This window comes from Pseudoduganella sp. UC29_106 (assembly GCF_044055365.1).
Taxonomy (GTDB): Bacteria; Pseudomonadota; Gammaproteobacteria; order Burkholderiales; family Burkholderiaceae_D; genus Rugamonas.
Genome location: NZ_CP171977.1, coordinates 1,884,002 through 1,904,091, shown reverse-complemented (window position 1 = coordinate 1,904,091; position 20,090 = coordinate 1,884,002). Strand labels below are relative to the sequence as shown.

Below are 20,090 nucleotides of genomic sequence, written 5' to 3'. Positions count from 1 at the left end.
TAATACAATCCAAAATACATTATTTCGGTGCTGGCTGCAGCACCGGCTGCAGCACCGCCCACAGTCGCTCGTAGCCTTCCGGTAAGAGGTGCAGCAAGTCGTCCTGGTAATAGCCGCAGTTATTGCCGCCGCCGCAGAAAAACGCGCCGGTCGTGTCGACAAAGCGGTAGCCGCCCGCCTCCGCCCCGGCGCTTAATCCGGCGTTGACGGCCTGGCGGCGCTCCAGCGCATACTCCATGCGCGCCCCGCGCGGCAGGATGCCGAGCACCACCAGCTGCGCCTGCGGCCAGGCCGCGTGCAGGCGCTGCACGATGGCCCCGATGCCGCCCAGGATGTCGCAGGGCGCGTCCTCGGTGCGCAGGTTGTTGGTGCCGATCAGCAGCACGGCCTGGCGCGGCTTCACGCCACGCAGATCCATGTGATCCAGGCGCCACAACACGTTTTCCGTCTGGTCGCCCGGAACGCCCAGGTTCACGGCCTTGCGGCCCGCCAGCCCGGGAAGCTTGTCCCAGCGGCCGTTGTCGGAAAAGTGGGCGGTGATGCTGTCGCCGACGAAGACGATGTCCGCGTCCGGCATCGCCTTCAGCCGTTCGCTGACGGCCTGGTGTTGCGCCGTCCAGCTTTCCAGCTTGCGCTCCGGCGGCTGCGGCGTCGCGGCGCGGAGGCCCTGCCCCGCCGGGCACTCCTGCGCGCCAGCTGCGGCGCACAGGAGGAAGGCCAATGCTGTTACAAGCGTCTTCATTGCAGGTCCAGGATCTTGCCGTTGACGATGGTGTAGACCACTTTCGTGCTCAGGTACTCTTTCGGCTCGACAGCCAGCACGTCCTTGTCCAGCACCACGATGTCGGCCAGCTTGCCCTCGGTGATGCTGCCCTTGATATTATCCTCGCGCGAGGACCAGGCGGGATTCAGCGTATAAGCCTTGATCGCCTGCTGGATGGTCAGCCTCTGCTCCGGATGCCAGCCCCCGGCCGGAAAACCCTTCTTGTCCATGCGGGTGACCGCCGAGTAAATATTCTCCAGCGGGTTGTAGGGCGATACGTGCAGGCGGTTGAAGGAGCCCGGCATGTCCGAACCAAGGTTCAGCACCACGCCCGCATCGATGAAGCTCTTGTAGGGATGGCTGGTGCGGGCGCGCTCTTCATCCAGCGTGTTGCCGATCTGCGCCACCTCGCGCTCCAGATGGTAGGGCTGCACGTCCGCCACAAAGCCCATCTTGCCTGCGCGCTGGATATCCGCTTCGGTCGTGTGCCAGATGTGGATCAGGCGGTGGCGGCGGTCGCGCGCCGGGTTCTGGCGGAACGCATCGGCATACCAATCGATCAGGGCGTTGACGGCCTTGTCGCCGATGATGTGCACGCCCACGTCGTAGCCCGCCTTGTCCGCATCGATCAGATTGTGCGCGAACTCCGTCTCGCCAGGGAAGCGGTAAGACCATTCGCCCGGCAGGCCGTGGTTGGAAAGGGGCTTGAACATCAAGCCGCTGTCGCCATAAGCTTTCAGTGCGCCGAAACGCAGCCAGGCATCGCCGCTGCCCGGCCTGACCTTGTGATCGACCAGGCTTTTCTCCGTTTCGATCGGCAGCATCGCGTACACGCGAACCGTGAGCTCCTCATTCTTCTTCAGCGCCTGGAAGATGCGGCCGTCGGTGGCGCTGCGTTCCACATAGAAGGGATAGATCTGCTCGTTGGAGATTTCATCCAGCCGCGCCATATCGGTAATCGAAGTGATGCCGACCCGGTTCAGGTCGCGCATCACGGCGCGCGCGCCGATCAGCTTCTGCTTCAGCGACATCGGCGGCAGCTGGCGCTCCAGGCCCTCCCCTGCCGTGCCATACAACATGCCCGTCAGCTCACCCGTATTCGGGTCGCGGCCGTAGGAGCCGCCCGCAGGATTGGGCGTCTTCGGCGAAAGGCGCGCCAGTTTGAGCGCGGCCGAGTTGGCGAAGTACACGTGGTCGAAACGGCGGATCAGCACCGGGTGGTCCGGCGAGACGGCATCGATGGTCTTCAGGTCGGGCACCATGGGCTCGAAGCCGGCCTGGCGATTCTTGTTGGCGGCATTGGCGGCGCTCGTCGCCCAGTCGCCGCCCGTGATCCAGATGCCCTTCGGCACGCGCGCCGCCACTTCCGCCACGCGCTTGGCCAGCAGCTGCACATCATTGACATCGGTCACCGGCACCTGGAAGAACCATTCGGCCGCATTGCCCAGGTGGGTATGCGAATCGTTAAAGCCCGGCAGCACGCGCTTGCCTTCCAGGTCCAGCAACTTTGTCTTCTCGCCCTTCAGCTTCAACACTTCCCTGCTGCTGCCGACCTTGACGATTTTCTTGCCGCGCACGGCGACCGCTTCGGCCTCGGGCCGCTTGTCGTCCACCGTCCACACGCTGGCGTTGTAGAGGATCAGGTCTGCGTGTTCGCCGGCGATAGCGCCGGCGCCAATCATCAGTGCCGCTGCGGCGGCTGCGAACTTAATGAACATGCTTCTCCTCGTCGCGTGGGGGCGTTGGCTGTACCGGTGCATAGCTCAGCACCGTGAAGGAATCCGGGTGGAACACGGGCGGCGGCTGCTTGCCGGCATCGGGCGCAGGCACACTGTAGCCGGCGGTGACGGAGTACAGCTTTTTCGTGGACGGGTCCATTGCCAGCACGCGCACCATGGGGCGGGTGCTGATATTCTCGACCAGCTCATACTTGTCCGGGCCTGCGTGGCGGATGACGGCCATATTGGCGTCCGTGCCGCTGGTCGTCATGATCAGGTGCCGCTCGTGGTCCATCACCATGCCGTCCACGCCCTGGCCGATCGGCAGCGAGGCGGTGACCTTGCCGCTGGACGGGTCGACCACGACGAACACCGGCTTCGCGCCGCGGCAGCCGATGTAGATGCGATTCGCGGAATGGTCGTATTCCACGGCGACCGGCTGCTCGCAGGGCGCCAGCGGCCAGGTCTGCTGGATGCTCAGGTCTTTCGCATTCAGCTTGTTCAGCACATTCCTGTCGCGCATGGGCGCGAACATGGCGCCCTTCTCATCGCTGACGGGCGTATCCATCTTGGTGCTGTCGAAGTTCGTGCGGCGCAGCACCTTGCCGGTGCGCGGGTCCAACGTGATATAGGTGGAAGTCTTTGGCCGCAGGGCCGTGATGGCGTGCATTTCCTGCGTAGTAGGCTCGTAGACGATGGCGTTCAGGCCCGCCTCATCCAGCTTTTCCCATTTGATCAGGGTCAGCGTGGAAAGCTGGATCGTGGTCATCGTGCCGTCCGTGTTGACCACGTAGGCGCGGTCGAAATGCGGCAGCAGCAGCACGCCATTCGCGCCCTTCGTGCCGGCGACATTGGCGACCACCTTATTGCTCTTCACATCGAACACCGTCAGGCCATCGCCGCGGCGCGCGATGAACAGATAGGAACGCGCCGCGTCGAAAGCCAGGTAATCCCAGTCCGTATTGGTGCTGGGCAGGACAGTTGCGGACTCGAAGCGGTAGCTGCTGCCTGCCGCCAAAGGCATCCCCGCCGATGCCACAGCCACTGCACCGAGCAGCGTCGCGGCCAGAATAGTACTCTTCAAATTCATCTCCTCTTTTCTCCTCTTTCTCAGAACAGCCACAATTTTTCGGGCGGCATGTGCAGCCAGTAGTTGCCGCATCGAGCCGGCGCCTGGCATAGGCGCGCAGGCTGGTATCGCCGCGCTTGAACAGGCATTCCCAGCGGTCGCCCAGGTACATGCACGTCAGCAAAGGCAGTTCGATGGCGTTGTCCACGCGCGAAGTGCCCACAATGATTTCCTCGATGCGAATCAGGGCCGTTGGCTCGCCGCCGTTCGCGGCGCCGCGCGCGGTGGCGCGCATGCTCATTCCTTCGATTTCCAGTTCCGCGCTGGCGCTATTGCGGCTCAGGATCTTCGCCGGCAGGCGGTCGTTACTGCCCATGAATTCCGCCGCAAACAGGGTTTCCGGCGTCTCGTACATACTTTGCGGCGTGCCCTGCTGCTCGATCCTGCCGTTATTGAGCAGCAGAATGCGGTCGGAAATCGCCATTGCTTCCGCCTGGTCGTGCGTCACCATCAGCGCAGACAGCCCAAGCCGCACGATCAGCTCGCGCAGGAAGGCGCGCGCTTCCTCCCGCAGCTTGGCGTCGAGGTTGGACAGCGGCTCGTCCAGCAGAATCACGGGCGGGCTGTAGACCAGGGCGCGCGCAATCGCCACGCGCTGCTGCTGGCCGCCGGAAAGCTGGTGCGGATAGCGTTCGCCCAGGTGGCCCAGCCCCAGCTGGCGCAGCGCATCGTTGACGCGGTCCGCGATGTCGCCCTTGCCCATCTTGCGCAGCTTCAGGCCATAGGCCACATTGTCGAACACCGTTTTGTGCGGCCACAGCGCATAGGACTGGAACACCAGGCCCAGGTTGCGCTGTTCGGCCGGCATTTCGAGGCCGGCCGCGCCGTCGAACACGCGGCGCTGTCCGATGTCGATCGTGCCTGCACGCGGGCTCTCCAGGCCGGCGACGGCGCGCAGCAGCGTGGTCTTGCCGGAGCCGGAGGGGCCAAGCAGGGCCACCACCTCGCCCTTCTGCAGGTGCATCGACACGCCCTTCAGGATGGGATTGGCGCTGGCGCCGCTGCCGTAATCCAGGTGCAGCGCATCGACGGATAATTCATTGGTGTGCAAGTCTCGTTTCATGATCATGTCTTGTAATTAGTTATGCAGCTTGACGCCGAAGCGCAGCGCGACGCCCAGGCCCACGGCCACCAGCGTGATATTGATGAAGGACAGCGCCGCCACCAGCTCCGTAGCCCCGCCCGCCCAGAGCGACACCAGCATGGCGCCGATCACTTCCGTGCCCGGCGACAGCAGGTAGACGCCGGTCGAATATTCGCGTTCGAAAATCAGGAAAATCATTAGCCAGCCGCCCAGCAGGCCATACTTCACCAGTGGCAGCGTGACGTCGCGCGTGACCTGCCCCTGACGGGCGCCGACCGCACGCGCCGCCTCCTCCAGCTCCGGTCCGACCTGCAGCAGGGCGGTCGAAATCAGGCGCATGCCATAGGCCAGCCACACCACCGAGTAGGCCAGCCATAGCGAGAAGATGGTCGAGCGCAGTGCGCGCAGGGGCGGCACGATCTGCTCGGCCAGCCAGATGCCGAAGGCGCTCTCGGTGCCCTTCAGCGCACCGTCTAGCCAGGAAGGCACGAACAGGAAGACCCACAGGAAGGCCAGGCCCGCCAGCAGGCCGGGCACGGCGCGCGGCACCAGCACGCTGTAGTCCAGCAGCCGGGACACCGCGTCATTCTTGCGGTGCATGGCCAGCGCGATCGCGCAGTAGCAGACGATGGCCAGCGCGCCGCCGATCACGCCGATCAGCACCGTGTTGACGATGCCGCGCACCAGCGAAGGCTGGGCAAGGATGTCGCGGAAATGCTGCAAGGTCAGTACATCGGCCAGCTTCACGCCTTCGCCCCAGTACTGCACGAAAGAGCGCAAGGCAATGCCGGACAGCGGAAACACGATCGTGAACAGCAGCCAGGCGCCCAGCAGCGCCAGCGCCAGCCACTTCCAGCTCCCCAGCGGCAGCGCCTTCTGGCGCGCGCCCTTCCCCTTGATCGACACGTACTTGTTAGCGGATTTCAGCAGCCATCGCTGCAGCATCACGAGCGGCATCGTCACGGCGACCAGGCACACCGCCACAGCCGCCATCAGGTGATAGGACGGCGTGCCAAGTTTGTTGGTCAGCTTGTAAAGATAGGTCGGCAGCACCAGGTGGCCTTCCGGATCGCCCAGCACCAGCACCAGGCCAAACACCTCAAAGCCCAGGAAGAACACCAGCACGCCGGCATAGGCCAGCGCCGGCATGATCATCGGCAGCGACACATTGAACATCACCTGCAGCGGCGAGGCGCCGGCCACGCGCGCGCGCTTCTTCCACATCGGAGCCCAGCGACTTCAGCGCGGACGAAGCGTACAGATAAACGTGCGGCACGTGGGTCAGGCCCGCAATGATCACGATGCTGGTGAAGGAGTAGATATTCCAGGGCACAAAGCCCAGCAGGCTCCTGGCCCAGGTGGAGTAAAAGCCTACTGGCCCCATCGAAACCACATAGCCGAATCCCAGCACCATCGGCGACACGAAGATCGGCACCAGCAGCAGCGGCGCGATCCAGCCGCGGCCCGGCAGATCGGTGCGCACCATCAGGAAGGCCAGCATGCCGCCCAGCGGGACGGCGATGAAAGCCAGGCCGGCTGCCAGTTCAAGGCCGTTGATGAAAGCTTGCGCGAATTCGGGATCTTCGGCGATGAAGCGGTAGGCGTCGAGCCCCGCGGCGGCCATCGGCATGAAGAACGGTGCAGACAAAAAGCTTTGGTAGAAGACCAGCGCCAGCGGCACAAACACGGCCGTGACAGTAAGGAGGGTGACCGCTGCGCGCGGCCAGTTGTACAGCCTGAACGTTGGTGAGTGCATTGCTCTTTCCTTGTAGACAGTGAAATCATTTTGTACTCTTACCTGAAAAAGTGCAAGCAGATTCACAATGCCCGAGGACGGTGAAATCCCGCACCAGCACTGTGCGCCGCAGCATAAACCGCACTATGACGGCGCTGATTGTGGCAATGATGCATCGACACCAAGAAAACAATAAGATTGTATTTGACACGCAAAAAAGACAGCACTATTCTTGCCTTAGCGTTACGCATCTGAGAAGACATCAATCAATAATTCGAGGGGATCGGCAACATGAAGAGCAACACGCAATTCAAACGCAGCACGCTTTCGCTTAGCATCAGCCTGGCGTTGGCCTTGATGGCGGGCGGCGCGTTCGCGGCGGACGAACCGCAGCCAGCGGCCGAAGGCGCAGCACCTGCGGCGCCAGCAGCGGAAGGCGGGGAAGCGCAAGGCCATGAGAAGCCTGTGCTGCAGACCGTGACAGTGAATGCGGAAAAACAGCAAGGCTTCAAATCGAAGTACGTCCAGGTCGGCGCCTTCCGCGACCAGCTGCTGCTCGATGCCCCCTTCACCGTCAACATCATCCCGCGCGCCATCCTGGAATCGCAGGATGCGCAGGGCGTATTCGACGCAGTGAAAAACTCGGCGGGCGTGTCGCGCTCCCAGACCAGCGGCAGCGTCAACGACTCGCTGTCCATCCGCGGCATTTCGGTGGACGCGCGCACCAACTACCGCCTGAACGGTTCCCTGCCCATCATTAACCTGATCGACCTGCCGCTGGAGAACAAGGAACGCGTGGAAGTGCTGAAAGGCTCCTCCGCCCTGTACTACGGCTTCTCCACGCCGGCCGGCATCATCAACCTGGTCACCAAGCGCGCCGGCGCGACCCCGGTGACTTCGTTCTCGGTCAGCGGCAACGAATATGGCCAGGCGGTCGGCGCTGTGGACATCGGCCGCAAGTTCGGCGACAAGGATCAATTCGGCATCCGCGTGAATGCCGCCGGCGGCCGCCTGCGCAATGCGACCGAAGGCGTGACGGGCGACCGCCAGTTCGGCTCCATCGCGCTGGACTGGCGCGCCAATGAGGACCTGACCTTCCGCTTCGATGGTGAAGACATCCGCAAGGACATCGTCGAGAACGCGGGCGTGGGCCTGCTGCCCGCAGTGAACGGCAAGATCGCCCTCCCGCCGGTGCAGGACCAGACCAAGCTGCTGTCCGGCACCTGGTCGCACTACGATGCGTCGGCGCAGAACTACCTGTTCCGCGCCGACTACGCCATCAATGACGCCTGGGCCGCCACAGTGGAAGTCGGCCGCGCCGAAACCCAGCGCAAGCGCCGCAGCTTCGGCCAGCTGCAGAACTACAACATCGATACGGGCGAAGGCTCGCTGCGCGTGCAATTCGTGCGCGGCCAGGTCTATGTGAACAAGAACATCCGTGCCGAAGTCACGGGCCGCGTGGACCTGCTGGTGGACCATGAGCTGACCATCGGCGTGATGCAGAACAAGCGCGACCAGAATGCGCCGAGCGTGCAAACGGTGAACTTCAAGCAGAACCTGTATAACCCGCGCGAACTGACGCCACCGGCGCTGAGCAACAACATTACCTTCAATCCGCAGTCGATCGACGACAAGGGCCTCTACTTCTTCGACAAGATGCGCTTCACGGACAAGCTGTCCTTCCTGGTCGGCGCGCGCCACAGCGATTACGAAAACAAGACCACCACCACGACTTATGAGGTGAAGAAGACTTCACCGTCGGCCAGCATCGTGTACAAGCTGCGTCCGGACACCAGCATCTACGCCGCCTACCTGGAAGGTGTGGAAGAAACCGGCATTGCGCCTGCCGCCACCGTCAACGCCTTCGAGGCGATGCCGCCTGCGGTCAGCAAGACCAAGGAAATCGGCATCCGCTCCGAAGCCTGGTCCGGCATGACGGCTGCAGCTGCCGTGTTCCAGATCACCCGCGCCTCGGCCTATACCAATGCGCAGAACCGCTTCGTCGTTGATGGTCAGGCCCACTACAACGGCCTCGAACTGTCGCTGACCGGCAGCGTCACGCCTGAAATCTCTGCCTACATTTCCGGCATGTTCCTGGATGCGGAACTGCGCAGCGCCGCCAACGCCGCGCAGGTCGGCAAGCAGGCGGAAAACACGGCGAAAAAGACGGGCAGTGTGCTGATCGAGTACAAGCCGGCCTACCTGCCGGGCTTCAGCGTGAACGCGGGCGCCTATTACACCGGCCGCCGCGCCGTGAACAATGAAAACCAGGCCTTCATCCCGGGCTACACGCTGTTCACTGCGGGCGCCCGCTATGTGACAAAACTGATGGGCTATCAGACCAGCTTCCAGCTCAATGTGGAAAACCTGGGCGACAAGACCTACTGGTCCGCCACTGGTGGTAATCTGCTGGCATCCGGCCTGCCGCGCACCGTCAAATTCGCAGCGAAGATCGACTTCTGAACCTGTCCTGGTTACGGCCGGTGCGCACCCTCCCAAGGCGTGCCGGCCGTTTTTTCCATTTTGAAGGCCGTACCAACATGATGATGAAACGTTGTAGCCTGTTCGGCGCCCTGGTGGCGATTTCCTCCCCTGCCCTTGCTGGCGATTGCGCGCAACTGGCGGGCCTCAAGCTGCCGCATGTGCAGATCACGATGGCGCGGGAAATCACCGGCGGCACCTTCAACGAAGACACCGCCTTCGGACGTGAAGGCCGCATCTACAAGGGCTTGCCGGACTTTTGCCGCGTGCGCGGCCTGGCGTCGCCCGTGGCCGGCTCGGAAATCGAATTCGAAGTATGGCTGCCGCGCCGCGCTTCCTGGACTCGCCGCCTGCACATGGTCGGCAATGGCGCCTATTCCTCCAACATTTATTACGCGCAAATGATCACGCGCCTGAAACGGGGCGACGTGGCGGTGGGCACCAATACAGGCCATCGCGGCCGCGAACTGACTTTCGCGATCGGCAAGCCGGAATCCATCGTGGATTTCGCGCACCGCGCGGTACACGAATCAGTGGTGTCGGCAAAGGCAGTCACCAAAGCCTATTATGATGCGCCGCCCGCATATTCCTATTTCAGCGGCTGCTCCACCGGCGGCTATCAGGGCCTGAGCGAAGCCCAGCGTTACCCGGAGGATTTCAACGGCATCATTGCCGGCGCTCCGGGCAATAACCGCTCCACCCTGAACATGGCCTTCCTGTGGAATTACAAGGTCAATCACCGTGCGGACGGCAGCCGCATCCTGCCCGCCTCCAAGCTGGGCATGATCACCAGCGCCGTCGTCCAGAAATGCGACCGCACGGATGGCGTGGCCGATGGCGTGATCGGCGACGTGAGCGCCTGCAAATTCGACCCGGCCGAATTGCAGTGCAAGGCCGGCGACGAGGCCAACTGCCTGAGCGCCGAACAGGTGGAGGTCGTGCGCAAGCTGTACGCGGGACCGACGGATGTCCGCACCGGCAAGCCGTTGTATCCGGGCTACGTGTTCGGTAGCGAAGGCATCGCGGGTGGCGAAGAGACCACCCATCCGGGCTGGAGCGCCTATTGGGCCAATAACGCCAAGCCGGACGAGCCGCTGCGCCTGGACTTCTTCCGCTACTGGGTGTTCAACGACCCAAACTGGAACTGGAAAGGCTTCAACTGGGGCTCGGACATTGACGCCGTCAACAGCCGCATCGCTGCCACCTTCAACGCCACCAATCCGGACCTGCGCCGCTTCCGCGCCAACGGCGGCAAGCTGCTGATGTTCATGGGCTGGCAGGATCCGGTCGGCGCGGCGGCCGAAGCGATCAACTACTACAACGATGTGGAAGCGGCCTCCAAAGCGGCCGATCGCCGCCGCGATACGCAGGACTTCCTGCGCCTCTACATGGTGCCTGGCATGGCCCATTGCGCGGGCGGCCCCGGTGCAACCCACTTCTCGACTGCGACCCGCGATTCCGAGCCGCCGGTGTCCGATGCGAAACATGATATGGCGATCGCGCTGGAAGAATGGGTGGAACAGGGCAAGGCGCCGGGCGCGCTGGTCGCCACCCGGTTCGATGAACCGAAGAGCAAGGCGCGCAAGATCGTGTTCCAGCGCCCGCTCTGTGTGTATCCGGAAGTGGCGCGCTACAAGGGCGGCCCGGAAAATGAAGCCTCCAGCTTTGCCTGCGTGGCGCCACAGTAAGGGCCGGCCATGTTCAAAGCCACGATACGCCAGATTCACCTTTACCTCGGGATTACGATAGGCACGATCCTAGCCCTGATGGGGCTGACCGGCTTCATCACGGCCTGGGACGAGGACATCATGTCCGCGCTCGACCACGGCGTGATCCGCGTCGAGCCCCGCAGCCTGCCCGCCCTGACGCCGGACCAGCTGCTGCAACACTTCTCCGAGCAGATGCCGGCCGCCAAGCCCACGGTACTAGCCATCAGCGGCCAGCCCGGCGGCTCGGCGCGCGTAACCTATACGGTGGGCGAGGAACGTTCCAAGACTTATCTCGATCCCTACACGGGCAAGCTGCTGGGCCAGGCCACCGGCGAAGAATTCTTCGCGCAGGTGCTGCTGCTGCACCGCGTGTTGCTGATGCCGGGTGGCTCGGAAGGTCCGGGCGCCATTTCACGGCAGTGGCGGCCTTCACACTGATGTTCTTCGTCTTCTCCGGCCTGTACCTGCGCTGGCCCAAGGCCGCCGCAAGCTGGCGCGCCTGGCTGCTGGCGGACACCAAGATGCGCGGCCCCGCCCTGTGGCGCAGCCTGCACCTGACCGCCGGTACCTGGCTGTTCCTGGTCTACCTGATGAGCGCTACGACCGGCATTTCCTTCTCCTACGAGTGGTGGCGCAACGGACTTTCCGCCGTGCTGACGGGCGCCGCGCCGCCGCCCAAGTCCTCGTCGCCGAAGGAAAAATCCGGCAAGAAGGATGCGCCGCCCTCCATGGATGCAGCGTGGATCGGCATGCAGGCCTTGAACGGCGGGCACTACGAGATTGTCACCATCACCGTACCCAAGGCCTCGGCGAAACAAGTGCGCATGGCCCACCTGCCCGTCGGTTCCACGCATAACCGTGCCCAGGATATCGCGATGATCAACCTGGCCAACGGCCATGTCGACAAGCTGACGCGCTACGACAGCCAGGCGCTGGGGGCAAAGATGATGCAGGCCATGGTTCCGGTCCATCGCGGCGCCTTCTTCGGCCTGCCCGGCCGGCTTGTCGTCGCGGCGGCGGCCATCACGTTGCCGGGCTTCTTCATCACCGGATGGATGCTGTACCTGAACCGCCGCAGGGGCCAGGCGCTGGCGCGGCAGGCGGCGGCACTGGCCGGCGTCGGCGTCGGCACCGGCACTGGCACGGGCGATGGCGCCGACGGCATCGTGGTCGCCTACGCCAGCCAGAGCGGCACCGCCGAACAACTGGCGTGGCGCACCGTGGCCGCGCTGAACGAAGGCGGCGTGCAGGCCAGCGCCAGCTCGCTGCACAAGCTCACACCTGATGCGCTGGCCTCCGCCGGCACGCTGCTGGTGGTGGCCAGCACCTATGGCGAAGGCGAACCACCGGATACCGCACGCAGCTTCGAGCGCAATACGATGGCTGCTCCCCTTCAGCTGCAAAAGCTGCGCTACGCCGTTCTCGCGTTGGGCGACAGGGCCCACGACGACTTCTGCGCCTTCGGCCGCCGCATCGATTCCTGGCTGGAGGCGAGCGGCGCCCAGCCTATCCGCGCCCGTGTGGAAGTCAACGGCCCCGCCGACCGCGCGGCGCTGGACAACTGGCGCGAATGGCTGGCCTCACTGGGCGCCTGCGTTCCGGCCAGCATGAATGAGGATGCCCCCTTCAGCGACTGGCGCCTGTACGAACGCCGCCTGCTGAACGCGGGCAGCCCGGGAGAGGAAACCTGGCATATCGCCTTGTCGCCGCCGCCCGGAACGGCCTGCGAATGGATAGCAGGCGATATCGCGGAAGTGATGCCGCCGGAGCGCGAGAACAGCCTGCCCGGTCCGCGCAGCTACTCCATCTCCTGCCTGCCCGGCGCCGGCCGGCTGGAACTGCTGGTGCGCAAAACGGTGCTGGACGATGGCAGCCTTGGCCTGGCGTCCGGCTGGCTCACGCATGATGCTTCATTGGGTGGCGTGATCCCGCTGCGCCTGCGCGCCAACACCGGCTTCCGTCCGCCGCAAAGCGACCGGCCCATGCTGCTGATCGGCGCCGGCACCGGCCTGGCAGGCCTGCGCTCCCACCTGGCGCACCGCGCCGAGTTGGGGACTGCAGCGCGCATGGCTGGTGTTCGGCGAGCGCTCGCCGCAAGCGGACCGCCTGTACGGGGATGAACTGGAGGCGTGGCAGCGCAGCGGCGTGCTGGCGCGCTGCGACCTTGTATTTTCGCGCGGCGGCGAAGGCCCGCGCTATGTGCAGGACCTGCTGGAGCAGCAGGCGCAGGCCGTGCGCGACTGGATGGCGGCCGGCGCCGTGATCTATGTCTGCGGCGGCACGGCCATGGGAGCGGCGGTCGATGCGGCGCTGCGCCGCATCCTCGGCGACAGCCACCTCGACCTGCTGCAGGCCGAAGGCGGCTATTGCCGCGACGTGTATTAAGCGCCCTTCGCCGCAGCGGACAGCATGCGCTCCACGTAACGGGCGATCAGGTCGATCTCCAGGTTGACCTTGGCGCCTGCTTTGAGGTGCTTCAGCGTGGTGACCTGGATTGTGTGCGGGATCAGGTTGATCGAGAATTCGCAGCCGGTACCCGTGTCGCTGACGCGGTTCACCGTCAGCGATACGCCGTTCACCACCACCGAACCCTTGTAGGCCAGGTATTTCGCCAGGTCGCGCGGGGCTTCGATCACCAGCTCGAAAGATTCGCCGACCGGGTCGAATTCGCGCACGGTGCCCAGGCCATCGACGTGGCCGGAAACCAGGTGGCCGCCCAGGCGCTCGGCCAGGGTCAGCGCCTTCTCAAGATTCACTTCGGTGGTCGTGTCCAGGCCCACGGTCTTGTTCAGGCTTTCGCGCGACACGTCCACGGTGAAGCCAGTCTCGGTCTTCTCCACCACCGTCATGCAGGCGCCGTTGAGGGCGATCGAATCGCCCAGGGCCACGTCGGCCATTGGCAGGCCGCCTGCATCCACGTCCAGGCGCACGCCTGCGTCATGGCCGCCTTCCAGCGGCGTCACCGTTTTGATTTTGCCGACAGCGGCTACGATTCCAGTAAACATAATGGTCTTTATTGAGAGTTGAATCGGGCGAGGATGCGCAGGTCGTCGCCGACCTGGGTCACCTCATGGAATTTCAAACGTTTGGCGCCGGCCAGCTCCGCCAGTTCGGGCAGCGCGAACATGCCTTGCGCGTCGCCGATCAGCATGGGCGCCAGGTAGACCAGCAATTCGTCAACGCAGCCTTCGCGGATCAACGAGCCGTTCAGCTTGGTGCCTGCTTCCACGTGCACTTCATTGATCTGGCGCCGGCCCAGTTCGCGCATCAGCTCCGGCAAATCCACCTTGCCGTGGGCATTGGGCAGTACCATGATTTCGGCGCCTTTTTCGCGCAGCGCCGCTTCCTTTGCTTCGTCATGTGCAGCGGCCACGATCAGCGTATTGCCACCTTCCAGAATGCGGGCTTGCGGGCTGATTTCAAGCTTGCTGTCGATGACGATGCGGCGCGGCTGGCGCGGTGTCTGCACTTCGCGCACGTTCAGTTGCGGGTCGTCGGCCTTCACGGTGCCGATGCCGGTCAGGATGGCGCAGGTGCGGGCGCGCCAGGCGTGACCGTCGGCGCGCGCTTGCGGACCGGTGATCCACTGGCTCTTGCCGTTGTGGAGGGCCGTCATGCCATCCAGGCTGGCGGCGACTTTCATGCGCACCCAGGGCAGACCTGTTTTCATGCGCTTGAAGAAGCCGATATTCATTTCGTGGGCTTCAGCGGCCAGCAGGCCGGTGCTGGTCTGGATGCCGGCGGCGGCCAGCGTGGCCATGCCCTGCCCGGCCACCAGCGGATTCGGGTCTTCCATGGCGGCGACCACGCGGCCAAGGCCGGCGCGCACCAGCGCATGGGAGCATGGCGGCGTGCGGCCGTGGTGGTTGCAGGGTTCCAGCGTGACGTAGGCGGTGGCGCCGCGCACGTCGTTGCCGCGGCGCTGGGCGTCCTTCATGGCCTGGATTTCGGCGTGATCCTGGCCCGCGGCCTGCGTGACGCCTTCGCCGATCACTTCGCCGTCGCGCACGATCACGCAGCCGATGCGCGGGTTCGGGGAGGTGGTGTACAGGCCTTTCTCCGCCCATTGCAGGGCAAGCTGCATGCCTTCCAGGTCGCTATTGATTCGCATATTCAGTCCACGCCGGTGCAGGGCGATTCTCGGGCCGGGTCGCACAGCCGCACGCGGCCCAGCATATTGATCTTGATATTGCGCTGCTGTTCGCCGATGACCAGTGTTACGGTGCCGAAATTGGAAGCCTTGGCATGGGCGGCGCGACAGCTGCGTCCAGCAGAATTATAAGCAATGTAGGAAGGCACCGTTTGGTCGGTGAACCGGAAGCGCACTTCCATGCCTTTTGGCAGGGCGCCGTGGCGGCGCAGAACAGGCTCGCCGGGTCGGAGCGGCGGTTGGCGTTGGCGTCAATCAAGAGGGTCCAGCCCTGCTTCCAGTCGCCATTGTTGGGTAATAGCGTGACGATTTGTCCTTGGGCGAGAGCCTGGGCGCGGGTTTCGTGGATGGCAGCCACGAAGTCGCCGGAGGCGGCTTTCAGCTGCAGGGCTTCGATGGCCTGGCGCATGCTGGGCAAAGCGCTGCTGAGCATGATGGACGCGACGGCCAGGACGATCATCAGCTCGATCAGGGAGACGCCGCCGGCACGCCGGCATCCGGTGCGGACGGCGCTCAGCGCCAGCAGTTGGTGGCGGGGCCGGTGGCGCCGCGCTGGCCGGTGCTGGTCAGGGTCAGTTGTTCGCATTGGCGGTCCTGGAAGTGGCTGTCGACCTGCGCGGTGCCCGGTCTGGCGATCAGCTGGATGCAGTTGCGGATATCGTCGCCGTCGCAGGCTTTCCCTTCGAGTTCGTAGGCGCTGCGGGGCGGCGAGCGTCCCGACCACCAGCGGAACTGGCGCGCCTCCGGCTCGGTGGCGGTGGACGAGAAGGCGATGTAGGTGTTGAACTGGGTGAAGTGACGCTCCTGCTGCTGCATCAGCTCTTCCATCAGGCTTTGCGCTTCCGCGCGCTTGGATGCGATTACCGCCTGCTGGAATACCGGCAGCGCCACGGTGGCAAGCAGGATGGCGATCGCGGCGGCGGCCAGCATTTCAATCAGCGTGAATCCGGCTTCACGGACGCTCATGGCTTTTCCTCTCTTCCGGCGCGGGCGGCGGCGTGCAGTTCGCGCCAGTTGGCGATTTCGCGCCAGCTCAGCCGTCCGCTCGGGCCGGACGCGCCCGGTGGGGCGTCGGCGGCGCGGCGGTAGGTCGATTGCAGCACGACCTCGGTGTCGGAGCGGCTGCCAAAGCCGATCACCGTGACCCGGTAGAAAAAGCCGCCGCCCGGACGGGGTAGTCTTTCAGCAAGGTAGCGCGGGCGGCGGAAGGGCTCGAAACCTTCCCCTGTTTCCATCACGGCGCCGGACAGGACGCCGAACGGCGTCGTCGCATCACTCGCCAGGTCGACGAGCTGCCAGGCCGGCGAGCGTGCTTGCGGCGCGGGCTGCGCGGGCGGCGTGGCGGGTGGGTCCGCTGGGGAGCGGCCGGATTCGATGTCGCGTTCTGCGTCCATGAGTGCGTCCTCCGCTGCCTGGAATGCGATGAGCCGGTCGCGCTCGGCGCGCGCGGCCTGCTCGCCCAGCAGCGCCATTGTGGACGCGGACGCGCCCAGCAGCAGCACTGCCACCAACATCAGCAAGGTCACCAGCAATGCCACGCCGCGCTCGGCGCCGTCCCATGTCCGCCTCCTCACAGGTTGCGCACCGCGTACGTGGCCGTGAACACGCGCCGCACGCGTCGCTGCAGCGGCGTGGGCATCATGGCCTCGTCCACTGCCGGCTCGCCCTCGAACAGCTCGTAGCGCTGCAGCAGGCTACCGGGCGGACGCGAGCCGAACTCGCCGTGCAGCAGCAAGGCCACGCGCACGGCGACCACACGCCGCCAGTTCGATTTCTGCGCGCGGTCCCGGTCGCGCTCTTCGGCGGTGGCGCCGACGGGGTCAATCTCGCCGTCCAGTGCCGCGATGGTGCTGGCGGTCAGGTATTGGTTGGCGATGCCGTCTCGCGGTGTATCGGTGTCGATGCCGTAGAGGACCTGGAAACTGTCCACGCCGCGTACGATCGCGTCCGACGCCCAACTGGATGCGCCTTTGTATTTGCAGCGGAGTTCGGCCTCGCCGTCGTCCGCCTTCGCGACATAGAAGATGCTCCAGGCGTGCTCGCCGGTTTCGTCGAAGCCGGCGCAGTTGACGATGGCGCCGTCTGCGCTGCCAGTGAAGTGGATGAGCAGGACGTCGCTGCGGTTGGCTTCGGCTGGCATGGATGGTCGATGGAGGCGCCGTGGGCGGAGGCTGGCCGCATCGAGGCCCGTGATGGCCGCGGGCTCGACGGCCGGGGTGCCGGCGTTGTCGTGGTAGCCGGCCTGGCGGATCGATTGGGCGAGGATGGCCAGCGCGAAGCGTCCGCTGTCGTCTACGCGCGTGCTGGCGCCGGTGTTCAGGTAGCTGGCATTTGCGGCCAGCAGCATTGTCGTGGCGACCAGCGTGAGCAGCAGGCCTACTGTTGACGCGACCATGATTTCAGCGAGGCTGAAGCCTGACTGGCGCGTCTTAGAGCAAATGGTTGAGCAGCGCGGGCTCATGGCGAGCCTCCAGACGTGAGCGTCGAAGCCTGCGGCGCCGTCGACGACGCGGACGGGACGGGCCGCGCAAGCGGCTGCGTGGACGGCGCTGGCGGAGCGGCCGACGGCGCGATGGGGGCGGGCGGCGGCGCGGTGGGCACGGGCGGCGGCGCGGTGGGCGCGGCCGACGGCGCGATGGGGGCGGGCGGCGGCGCGGTGGGCGCGGGTTGCGCGAGCGATGGCGAGGATGCGGTGGTGGCGCGGCGGCGGCGAGGGGCGCGGCGGCGACAGCGATGGCGACGCCGGGGGCGAAGTCGTCGGCGCCGAAGGTGCGGCGGGGTGCCGTCGGGGTTCTTGCCGCGCCAGCCGATCTTGATGACCAAAGGGTCGGTGTCGCCGCCCGTGCAGGCCCAGCGCAGGCGCCGGGCTTGCCACATTTGCGCGTCGCGGCAGATGCGTGCGCGGCCCGTGGCGAACTGGCGGGCCACGGCGCGCTGCAGCTCCGACAGCTCGGCGCCGGCCAGCTCGGCAGGCGAGCAGGACGCGTCGAGGCAAGCGGCGGGGGCAGGAGCGGGGGCAACGGCAGCAGGCGCTGCGGCAGAGGCTGTGGCGGCAGCGGCAGCGATGGGGACGGGGGCGCGAGGCGGGGCGGCGCTTGGGGCGAAGGCAGGAGGATGCGGGTCCGTGGCGGTGTCGTAATCGAAGCCAACGTAAGCCGAAGTCTGCGCGGCGTTGGCGCGGATGCGTTCAGCCATGCCCGCGGCCAGTTGCACCGCGCGCGACAGTTGCGCCGACTCGTAGCGCGTGCGCATCGCATGCAGCTGCATGGCGACGCCGCCGACGAGCCCCAGCGCCAGCACGAGCGTGGCGATCAGCACTTCGATCAGCGTGAACCCGGCTGCGGCGTTCGCAGCCGCAACGGTAGCATTGCGCATGACAAGGCCCTCCCCCGCTGTTCACATTAGCCAGCGGTAGAGAGGCGCGTTTGCGTCAGATCAAAGGATGAGAGGGAAACCGAAAATTTCCGGCGAGTATTTGTCAGCGCGGCTTGCGCTCGAATTTCTCGATCGCGTCCTGGAACTCGGCCAGGTCCTCGAAATTCTTGTAGACGGAGGCGAAGCGGATATAGGCGACTTTGTCCAGGCGCTGCAGCTCCTGCATCACCAGTTCGCCGATGTAACCCGAGTCAACCTCGCGCTGGCCGGATGTCAGCAGCTTTTCTTCGATGGAGGCGATCGCCTTGTCGACCGACTCGGCCGCCACGGGACGCTTGCGTAATGCCAGCATCAGGCTGGCGCGCAGCTTGGACGCCGCGAATTCGGTGCGGCTGCCGTTCTTCTTGACCACGTAAGGCATGGTCAGCTCGATGCGCTCCCAGGTCGTGAAGCGCTTGTCGCAGTTCACGCAGCGCCGGCGCCGCTTGATGGCATCCCCCTCCTCCGATACGCGCGTATCGAGGACCTGGATATCGTCATGCTGGCAAAACGGGCATTTCATGTTGGAGGCGTCTGAATTTAACTATTCTAATGAAAAAAGCGCCAGGCCTTTCGACCCGGCGCCCTGATAGTACCAACCGTCGGCTTAAGCGTAAACGGGGAACTTGTCGACCAGCACCTGCACCGCGGCTTTCACGCGCTCGATGGTCGCTGCATCGTTCGGGTTATCCAGCACGTCAGCGATCAGGTTGCCCACTTGCTCCGCTTCCGCTTCCTTGAAGCCGCGGGTGGTCATGGCCGGCGAACCGAGGCGGATGCCGGAAGTCACGAATGGCTTCTGCGGATCGTTCGGGATGCCGTTCTTGTTGCAGGTGATGTGGGCCTGGCCCAGGATCGCTTCGGCTTCCTTGCCGGTCAGGTTCTTCGGACGCAGGTCCACCAGGAACACGTGCGACTCGGTGCCGCCGGACACGATGCGCAGGCCGCGCTTGATCAGGGTCTTGGCCAGCACGTCGGCGTTCTTCACCACCTGTTGCTGGTATTCCTTGAACTCAGGCGACTGCGCTTCCTTGAAGGCGACGGCCTTGCCGGCGATTACGTGCATCAGCGGGCCGCCCTGGATGCCAGGGAAGATCGCGGAGTTGATGGCCTTTTCGTGTTCGGCCTTCATCAGGATGATGCCGCCGCGCGGGCCGCGCAGGGACTTGTGGGTGGTCGAGGTCACGAAGTCGGCGTGCGGCACCGGGTTCGGGTACAGGCCGGCGGCGATCAGGCCGGCGTAGTGGGCCATGTCCACCATGAAGTAGGCGCCAACGGCCTTGGCCACCTTGGCGAAGCGCTCGAAGTCGATCTTCTTGGAGAAGGCGGACGCGCCGGCGATGATCAGCTTCGGCTTGTGTTCCTTGGCCAGGGCTTCCATCGCGTCGTAGTCGATGTCTTCTGCAGCGGTCAGGCCGTAGGAAACGACGTTGAACCACTTGCCGGACATGTTCAGCGCCATGCCGTGGGTCAGGTGGCCACCTTCCGCCAGCGACATGCCCATGATGGTGTCGCCCGGCTTCAGCACAGCAAAGAACACGCCCTGGTTGGCCTGGGAGCCGGAATTCGGCTGCACGTTGGCGGCTTCAGCGCCGAACAGCTGCTTCACGCGGTCGATGGCCAGCTGCTCGACGACGTCCACGTATTCGCAACCGCCGTAGTAGCGCTTGCCCCGGGTAGCCTTCGGCGTACTTGTTGGTCAGCTGGGAACCCTGGGCGGCCATCACTGCCGGCGAGGTGTAGTTTTCGGAAGCGATCAGCTCGATATGGTCGTGCTGGCGCTTGTTTTCGTTCTGAATGGCGCCGAACAGTTCCGGGTCAACATTGGCGAGGGTGTGATCTTTAGCGAACATGAAAAAACTCCAAGTTTTATCTAAGGCAGATTGGATCGAATGAGGGCGCCGGAA

General features: G+C 64.9%; 15 protein-coding genes and 4 pseudogenes. 5 read left to right on the top strand and 14 right to left on the bottom strand.

Annotated features, from left to right (window positions below; genetic code table 11):
• Positions 1-19: 19 nt before the first annotated feature.
• The 5 genes and pseudogenes from ACHMW6_RS09825 to ACHMW6_RS09805 form a co-directional block, all read right to left on the bottom strand.
• On the bottom strand, positions 20-742 hold the full coding sequence (locus ACHMW6_RS09825; RefSeq protein ID WP_395406914.1) for a GDSL-type esterase/lipase family protein: 723 nt from the start codon (positions 740-742) through the stop codon (positions 20-22).
• Positions 739-2,481 carry an amidohydrolase gene (locus ACHMW6_RS09820; RefSeq protein ID WP_395406913.1) on the bottom strand — a complete coding sequence of 581 codons (1,743 nt, stop codon included), beginning with the start codon at positions 2,479-2,481 and terminating at the stop codon, positions 739-741. Before ACHMW6_RS09820 ends, ACHMW6_RS09825 begins: the two co-directional genes overlap by 4 nt.
• Positions 2,471-3,565, bottom strand: coding sequence for a YncE family protein (locus ACHMW6_RS09815; RefSeq protein WP_395406912.1), 1,095 nt, complete (start codon positions 3,563-3,565; stop codon positions 2,471-2,473). The genes ACHMW6_RS09820 and ACHMW6_RS09815 overlap by 11 nt, the downstream gene beginning before the upstream one ends.
• A 26-nt stretch (positions 3,566-3,591) precedes the next feature.
• Positions 3,592-4,673, bottom strand: a pseudogene (locus ACHMW6_RS09810) (ABC transporter ATP-binding protein).
• Positions 4,674-4,688: 15 nt separating this feature from the next.
• A pseudogene (locus ACHMW6_RS09805) lies at positions 4,689-6,450 on the bottom strand (ABC transporter permease).
• 270 nt (positions 6,451-6,720) lie between these two features.
• On the opposite strand from ACHMW6_RS09805, the gene ACHMW6_RS09800 reads away from it, so the two are divergent.
• The 5 genes and pseudogenes from ACHMW6_RS09800 to ACHMW6_RS09780 all read left to right on the top strand — a co-directional run bounded on the left by ACHMW6_RS09800 (position 6,721) and on the right by ACHMW6_RS09780 (position 13,004).
• On the top strand, positions 6,721-8,892 hold the full coding sequence (locus ACHMW6_RS09800; RefSeq protein ID WP_395406911.1) for a TonB-dependent siderophore receptor: 2,172 nt from the start codon (positions 6,721-6,723) through the stop codon (positions 8,890-8,892).
• Between the two features lie 77 nt (positions 8,893-8,969).
• On the top strand, positions 8,970-10,598 hold the full coding sequence (locus ACHMW6_RS09795; RefSeq protein WP_395406910.1) for a tannase/feruloyl esterase family alpha/beta hydrolase: 1,629 nt from the start codon (positions 8,970-8,972) through the stop codon (positions 10,596-10,598).
• A gap of 9 nt (positions 10,599-10,607) precedes the next feature.
• Positions 10,608-11,632 (top strand): annotated as a pseudogene (locus ACHMW6_RS09790) (PepSY-associated TM helix domain-containing protein); the annotation flags it as partial.
• A 42-nt stretch (positions 11,633-11,674) separates the two neighbouring features.
• The gene (locus ACHMW6_RS09785) at positions 11,675-12,739 is read left to right on the top strand and encodes a flavodoxin domain-containing protein (protein WP_395408569.1); all 1,065 of its coding nucleotides are present in this window, start codon (positions 11,675-11,677) and stop codon (positions 12,737-12,739) included.
• Positions 12,693-13,004 (top strand): hypothetical protein, encoded by a 312-nt coding sequence (locus ACHMW6_RS09780; RefSeq protein ID WP_395406909.1) that lies wholly within the window; start codon positions 12,693-12,695, stop codon positions 13,002-13,004. The genes ACHMW6_RS09785 and ACHMW6_RS09780 overlap by 47 nt, the downstream gene beginning before the upstream one ends.
• On the opposite strand, the gene ACHMW6_RS09775 is transcribed toward ACHMW6_RS09780, so the two are convergent.
• The 9 genes and pseudogenes from ACHMW6_RS09775 to glyA form a co-directional block, all read right to left on the bottom strand.
• A complete protein-coding gene (locus ACHMW6_RS09775; protein WP_395406908.1) occupies positions 13,001-13,624 on the bottom strand; it encodes a riboflavin synthase in 624 nt (207 codons plus the stop codon). The two genes, ACHMW6_RS09780 and ACHMW6_RS09775, sit on opposite strands and share 4 nt — an antisense overlap.
• Positions 13,625-13,632: 8 nt before the next feature.
• Complete coding sequence (gene ribD, locus ACHMW6_RS09770; RefSeq protein ID WP_395406907.1) at positions 13,633-14,730, bottom strand: bifunctional diaminohydroxyphosphoribosylaminopyrimidine deaminase/5-amino-6-(5-phosphoribosylamino)uracil reductase RibD; 1,098 nt, start codon at positions 14,728-14,730, stop codon at positions 13,633-13,635.
• A 106-nt stretch (positions 14,731-14,836) separates the two neighbouring features.
• Positions 14,837-15,355 (bottom strand): Tfp pilus assembly protein FimT/FimU, encoded by a 519-nt coding sequence (locus ACHMW6_RS09765; RefSeq protein ID WP_395406906.1) that lies wholly within the window; start codon positions 15,353-15,355, stop codon positions 14,837-14,839.
• The gene (locus tag ACHMW6_RS09760) at positions 15,283-15,735 is read right to left on the bottom strand and encodes a type IV pilin protein (protein WP_395406905.1); all 453 of its coding nucleotides are present in this window, start codon (positions 15,733-15,735) and stop codon (positions 15,283-15,285) included. The genes ACHMW6_RS09765 and ACHMW6_RS09760 overlap by 73 nt, the downstream gene beginning before the upstream one ends.
• Positions 15,732-16,343, bottom strand: a complete 612-nt coding sequence (locus ACHMW6_RS09755) for a PilX N-terminal domain-containing pilus assembly protein (RefSeq protein WP_395406904.1) — start codon at positions 16,341-16,343, stop codon at positions 15,732-15,734. Before ACHMW6_RS09755 ends, ACHMW6_RS09760 begins: the two co-directional genes overlap by 4 nt.
• Entirely contained in the window at positions 16,340-17,164 is an 825-nt protein-coding gene (locus ACHMW6_RS09750; protein WP_395406903.1) for a PilW family protein, read from the bottom strand. The genes ACHMW6_RS09755 and ACHMW6_RS09750 overlap by 4 nt, the downstream gene beginning before the upstream one ends.
• Before the next feature lie 62 nt (positions 17,165-17,226).
• Positions 17,227-18,144 carry a type IV pilus modification protein PilV gene (pilV, locus tag ACHMW6_RS09745; protein ID WP_395406902.1) on the bottom strand — a complete coding sequence of 306 codons (918 nt, stop codon included), beginning with the start codon at positions 18,142-18,144 and terminating at the stop codon, positions 17,227-17,229.
• 103 nt (positions 18,145-18,247) lie between these two features.
• Complete coding sequence (gene nrdR, locus ACHMW6_RS09740) at positions 18,248-18,706, bottom strand: transcriptional regulator NrdR (RefSeq protein ID WP_395406901.1); 459 nt, start codon at positions 18,704-18,706, stop codon at positions 18,248-18,250.
• Between the two features lie 84 nt (positions 18,707-18,790).
• Positions 18,791-20,036, bottom strand: a pseudogene (gene glyA, locus ACHMW6_RS09735) (serine hydroxymethyltransferase).
• Positions 20,037-20,090: the final 54 nt, after the last annotated feature.

Bases quoted from the DNA above. Each gene is read 5' to 3' on its own strand.
- ACHMW6_RS09825 (WP_395406914.1), bottom strand. From the start codon at position 742: ATGAAGACGCTTGTAACAGCATTGGCCTTCCTCCTGTGCGCCGCAGCT.
- ACHMW6_RS09820 (WP_395406913.1), bottom strand. From the start codon at position 2,481: ATGTTCATTAAGTTCGCAGCCGCCGCAGCGGCACTGATGATTGGCGCC.
- ACHMW6_RS09800 (WP_395406911.1), top strand. From the start codon at position 6,721: ATGAAGAGCAACACGCAATTCAAACGCAGCACGCTTTCGCTTAGCATC.
- ACHMW6_RS09795 (WP_395406910.1), top strand. From the start codon at position 8,970: ATGATGATGAAACGTTGTAGCCTGTTCGGCGCCCTGGTGGCGATTTCC.
- ACHMW6_RS09785 (WP_395408569.1), top strand. From the start codon at position 11,675: ATGCTGTACCTGAACCGCCGCAGGGGCCAGGCGCTGGCGCGGCAGGCG.
- ACHMW6_RS09775 (WP_395406908.1), bottom strand. From the start codon at position 13,624: ATGTTTACTGGAATCGTAGCCGCTGTCGGCAAAATCAAAACGGTGACG.
- ribD (WP_395406907.1), bottom strand. From the start codon at position 14,730: ATGCGAATCAATAGCGACCTGGAAGGCATGCAGCTTGCCCTGCAATGG.
- ACHMW6_RS09765 (WP_395406906.1), bottom strand. From the start codon at position 15,355: ATGCGAACAACTGACCCTGACCAGCACCGGCCAGCGCGGCGCCACCGG.
- ACHMW6_RS09760 (WP_395406905.1), bottom strand. From the start codon at position 15,735: ATGAGCGTCCGTGAAGCCGGATTCACGCTGATTGAAATGCTGGCCGCC.
- ACHMW6_RS09750 (WP_395406903.1), bottom strand. From the start codon at position 17,164: ATGGTCGCGTCAACAGTAGGCCTGCTGCTCACGCTGGTCGCCACGACA.
- pilV (WP_395406902.1), bottom strand. From the start codon at position 18,144: ATGCGCAATGCTACCGTTGCGGCTGCGAACGCCGCAGCCGGGTTCACG.
- nrdR (WP_395406901.1), bottom strand. From the start codon at position 18,706: ATGAAATGCCCGTTTTGCCAGCATGACGATATCCAGGTCCTCGATACG.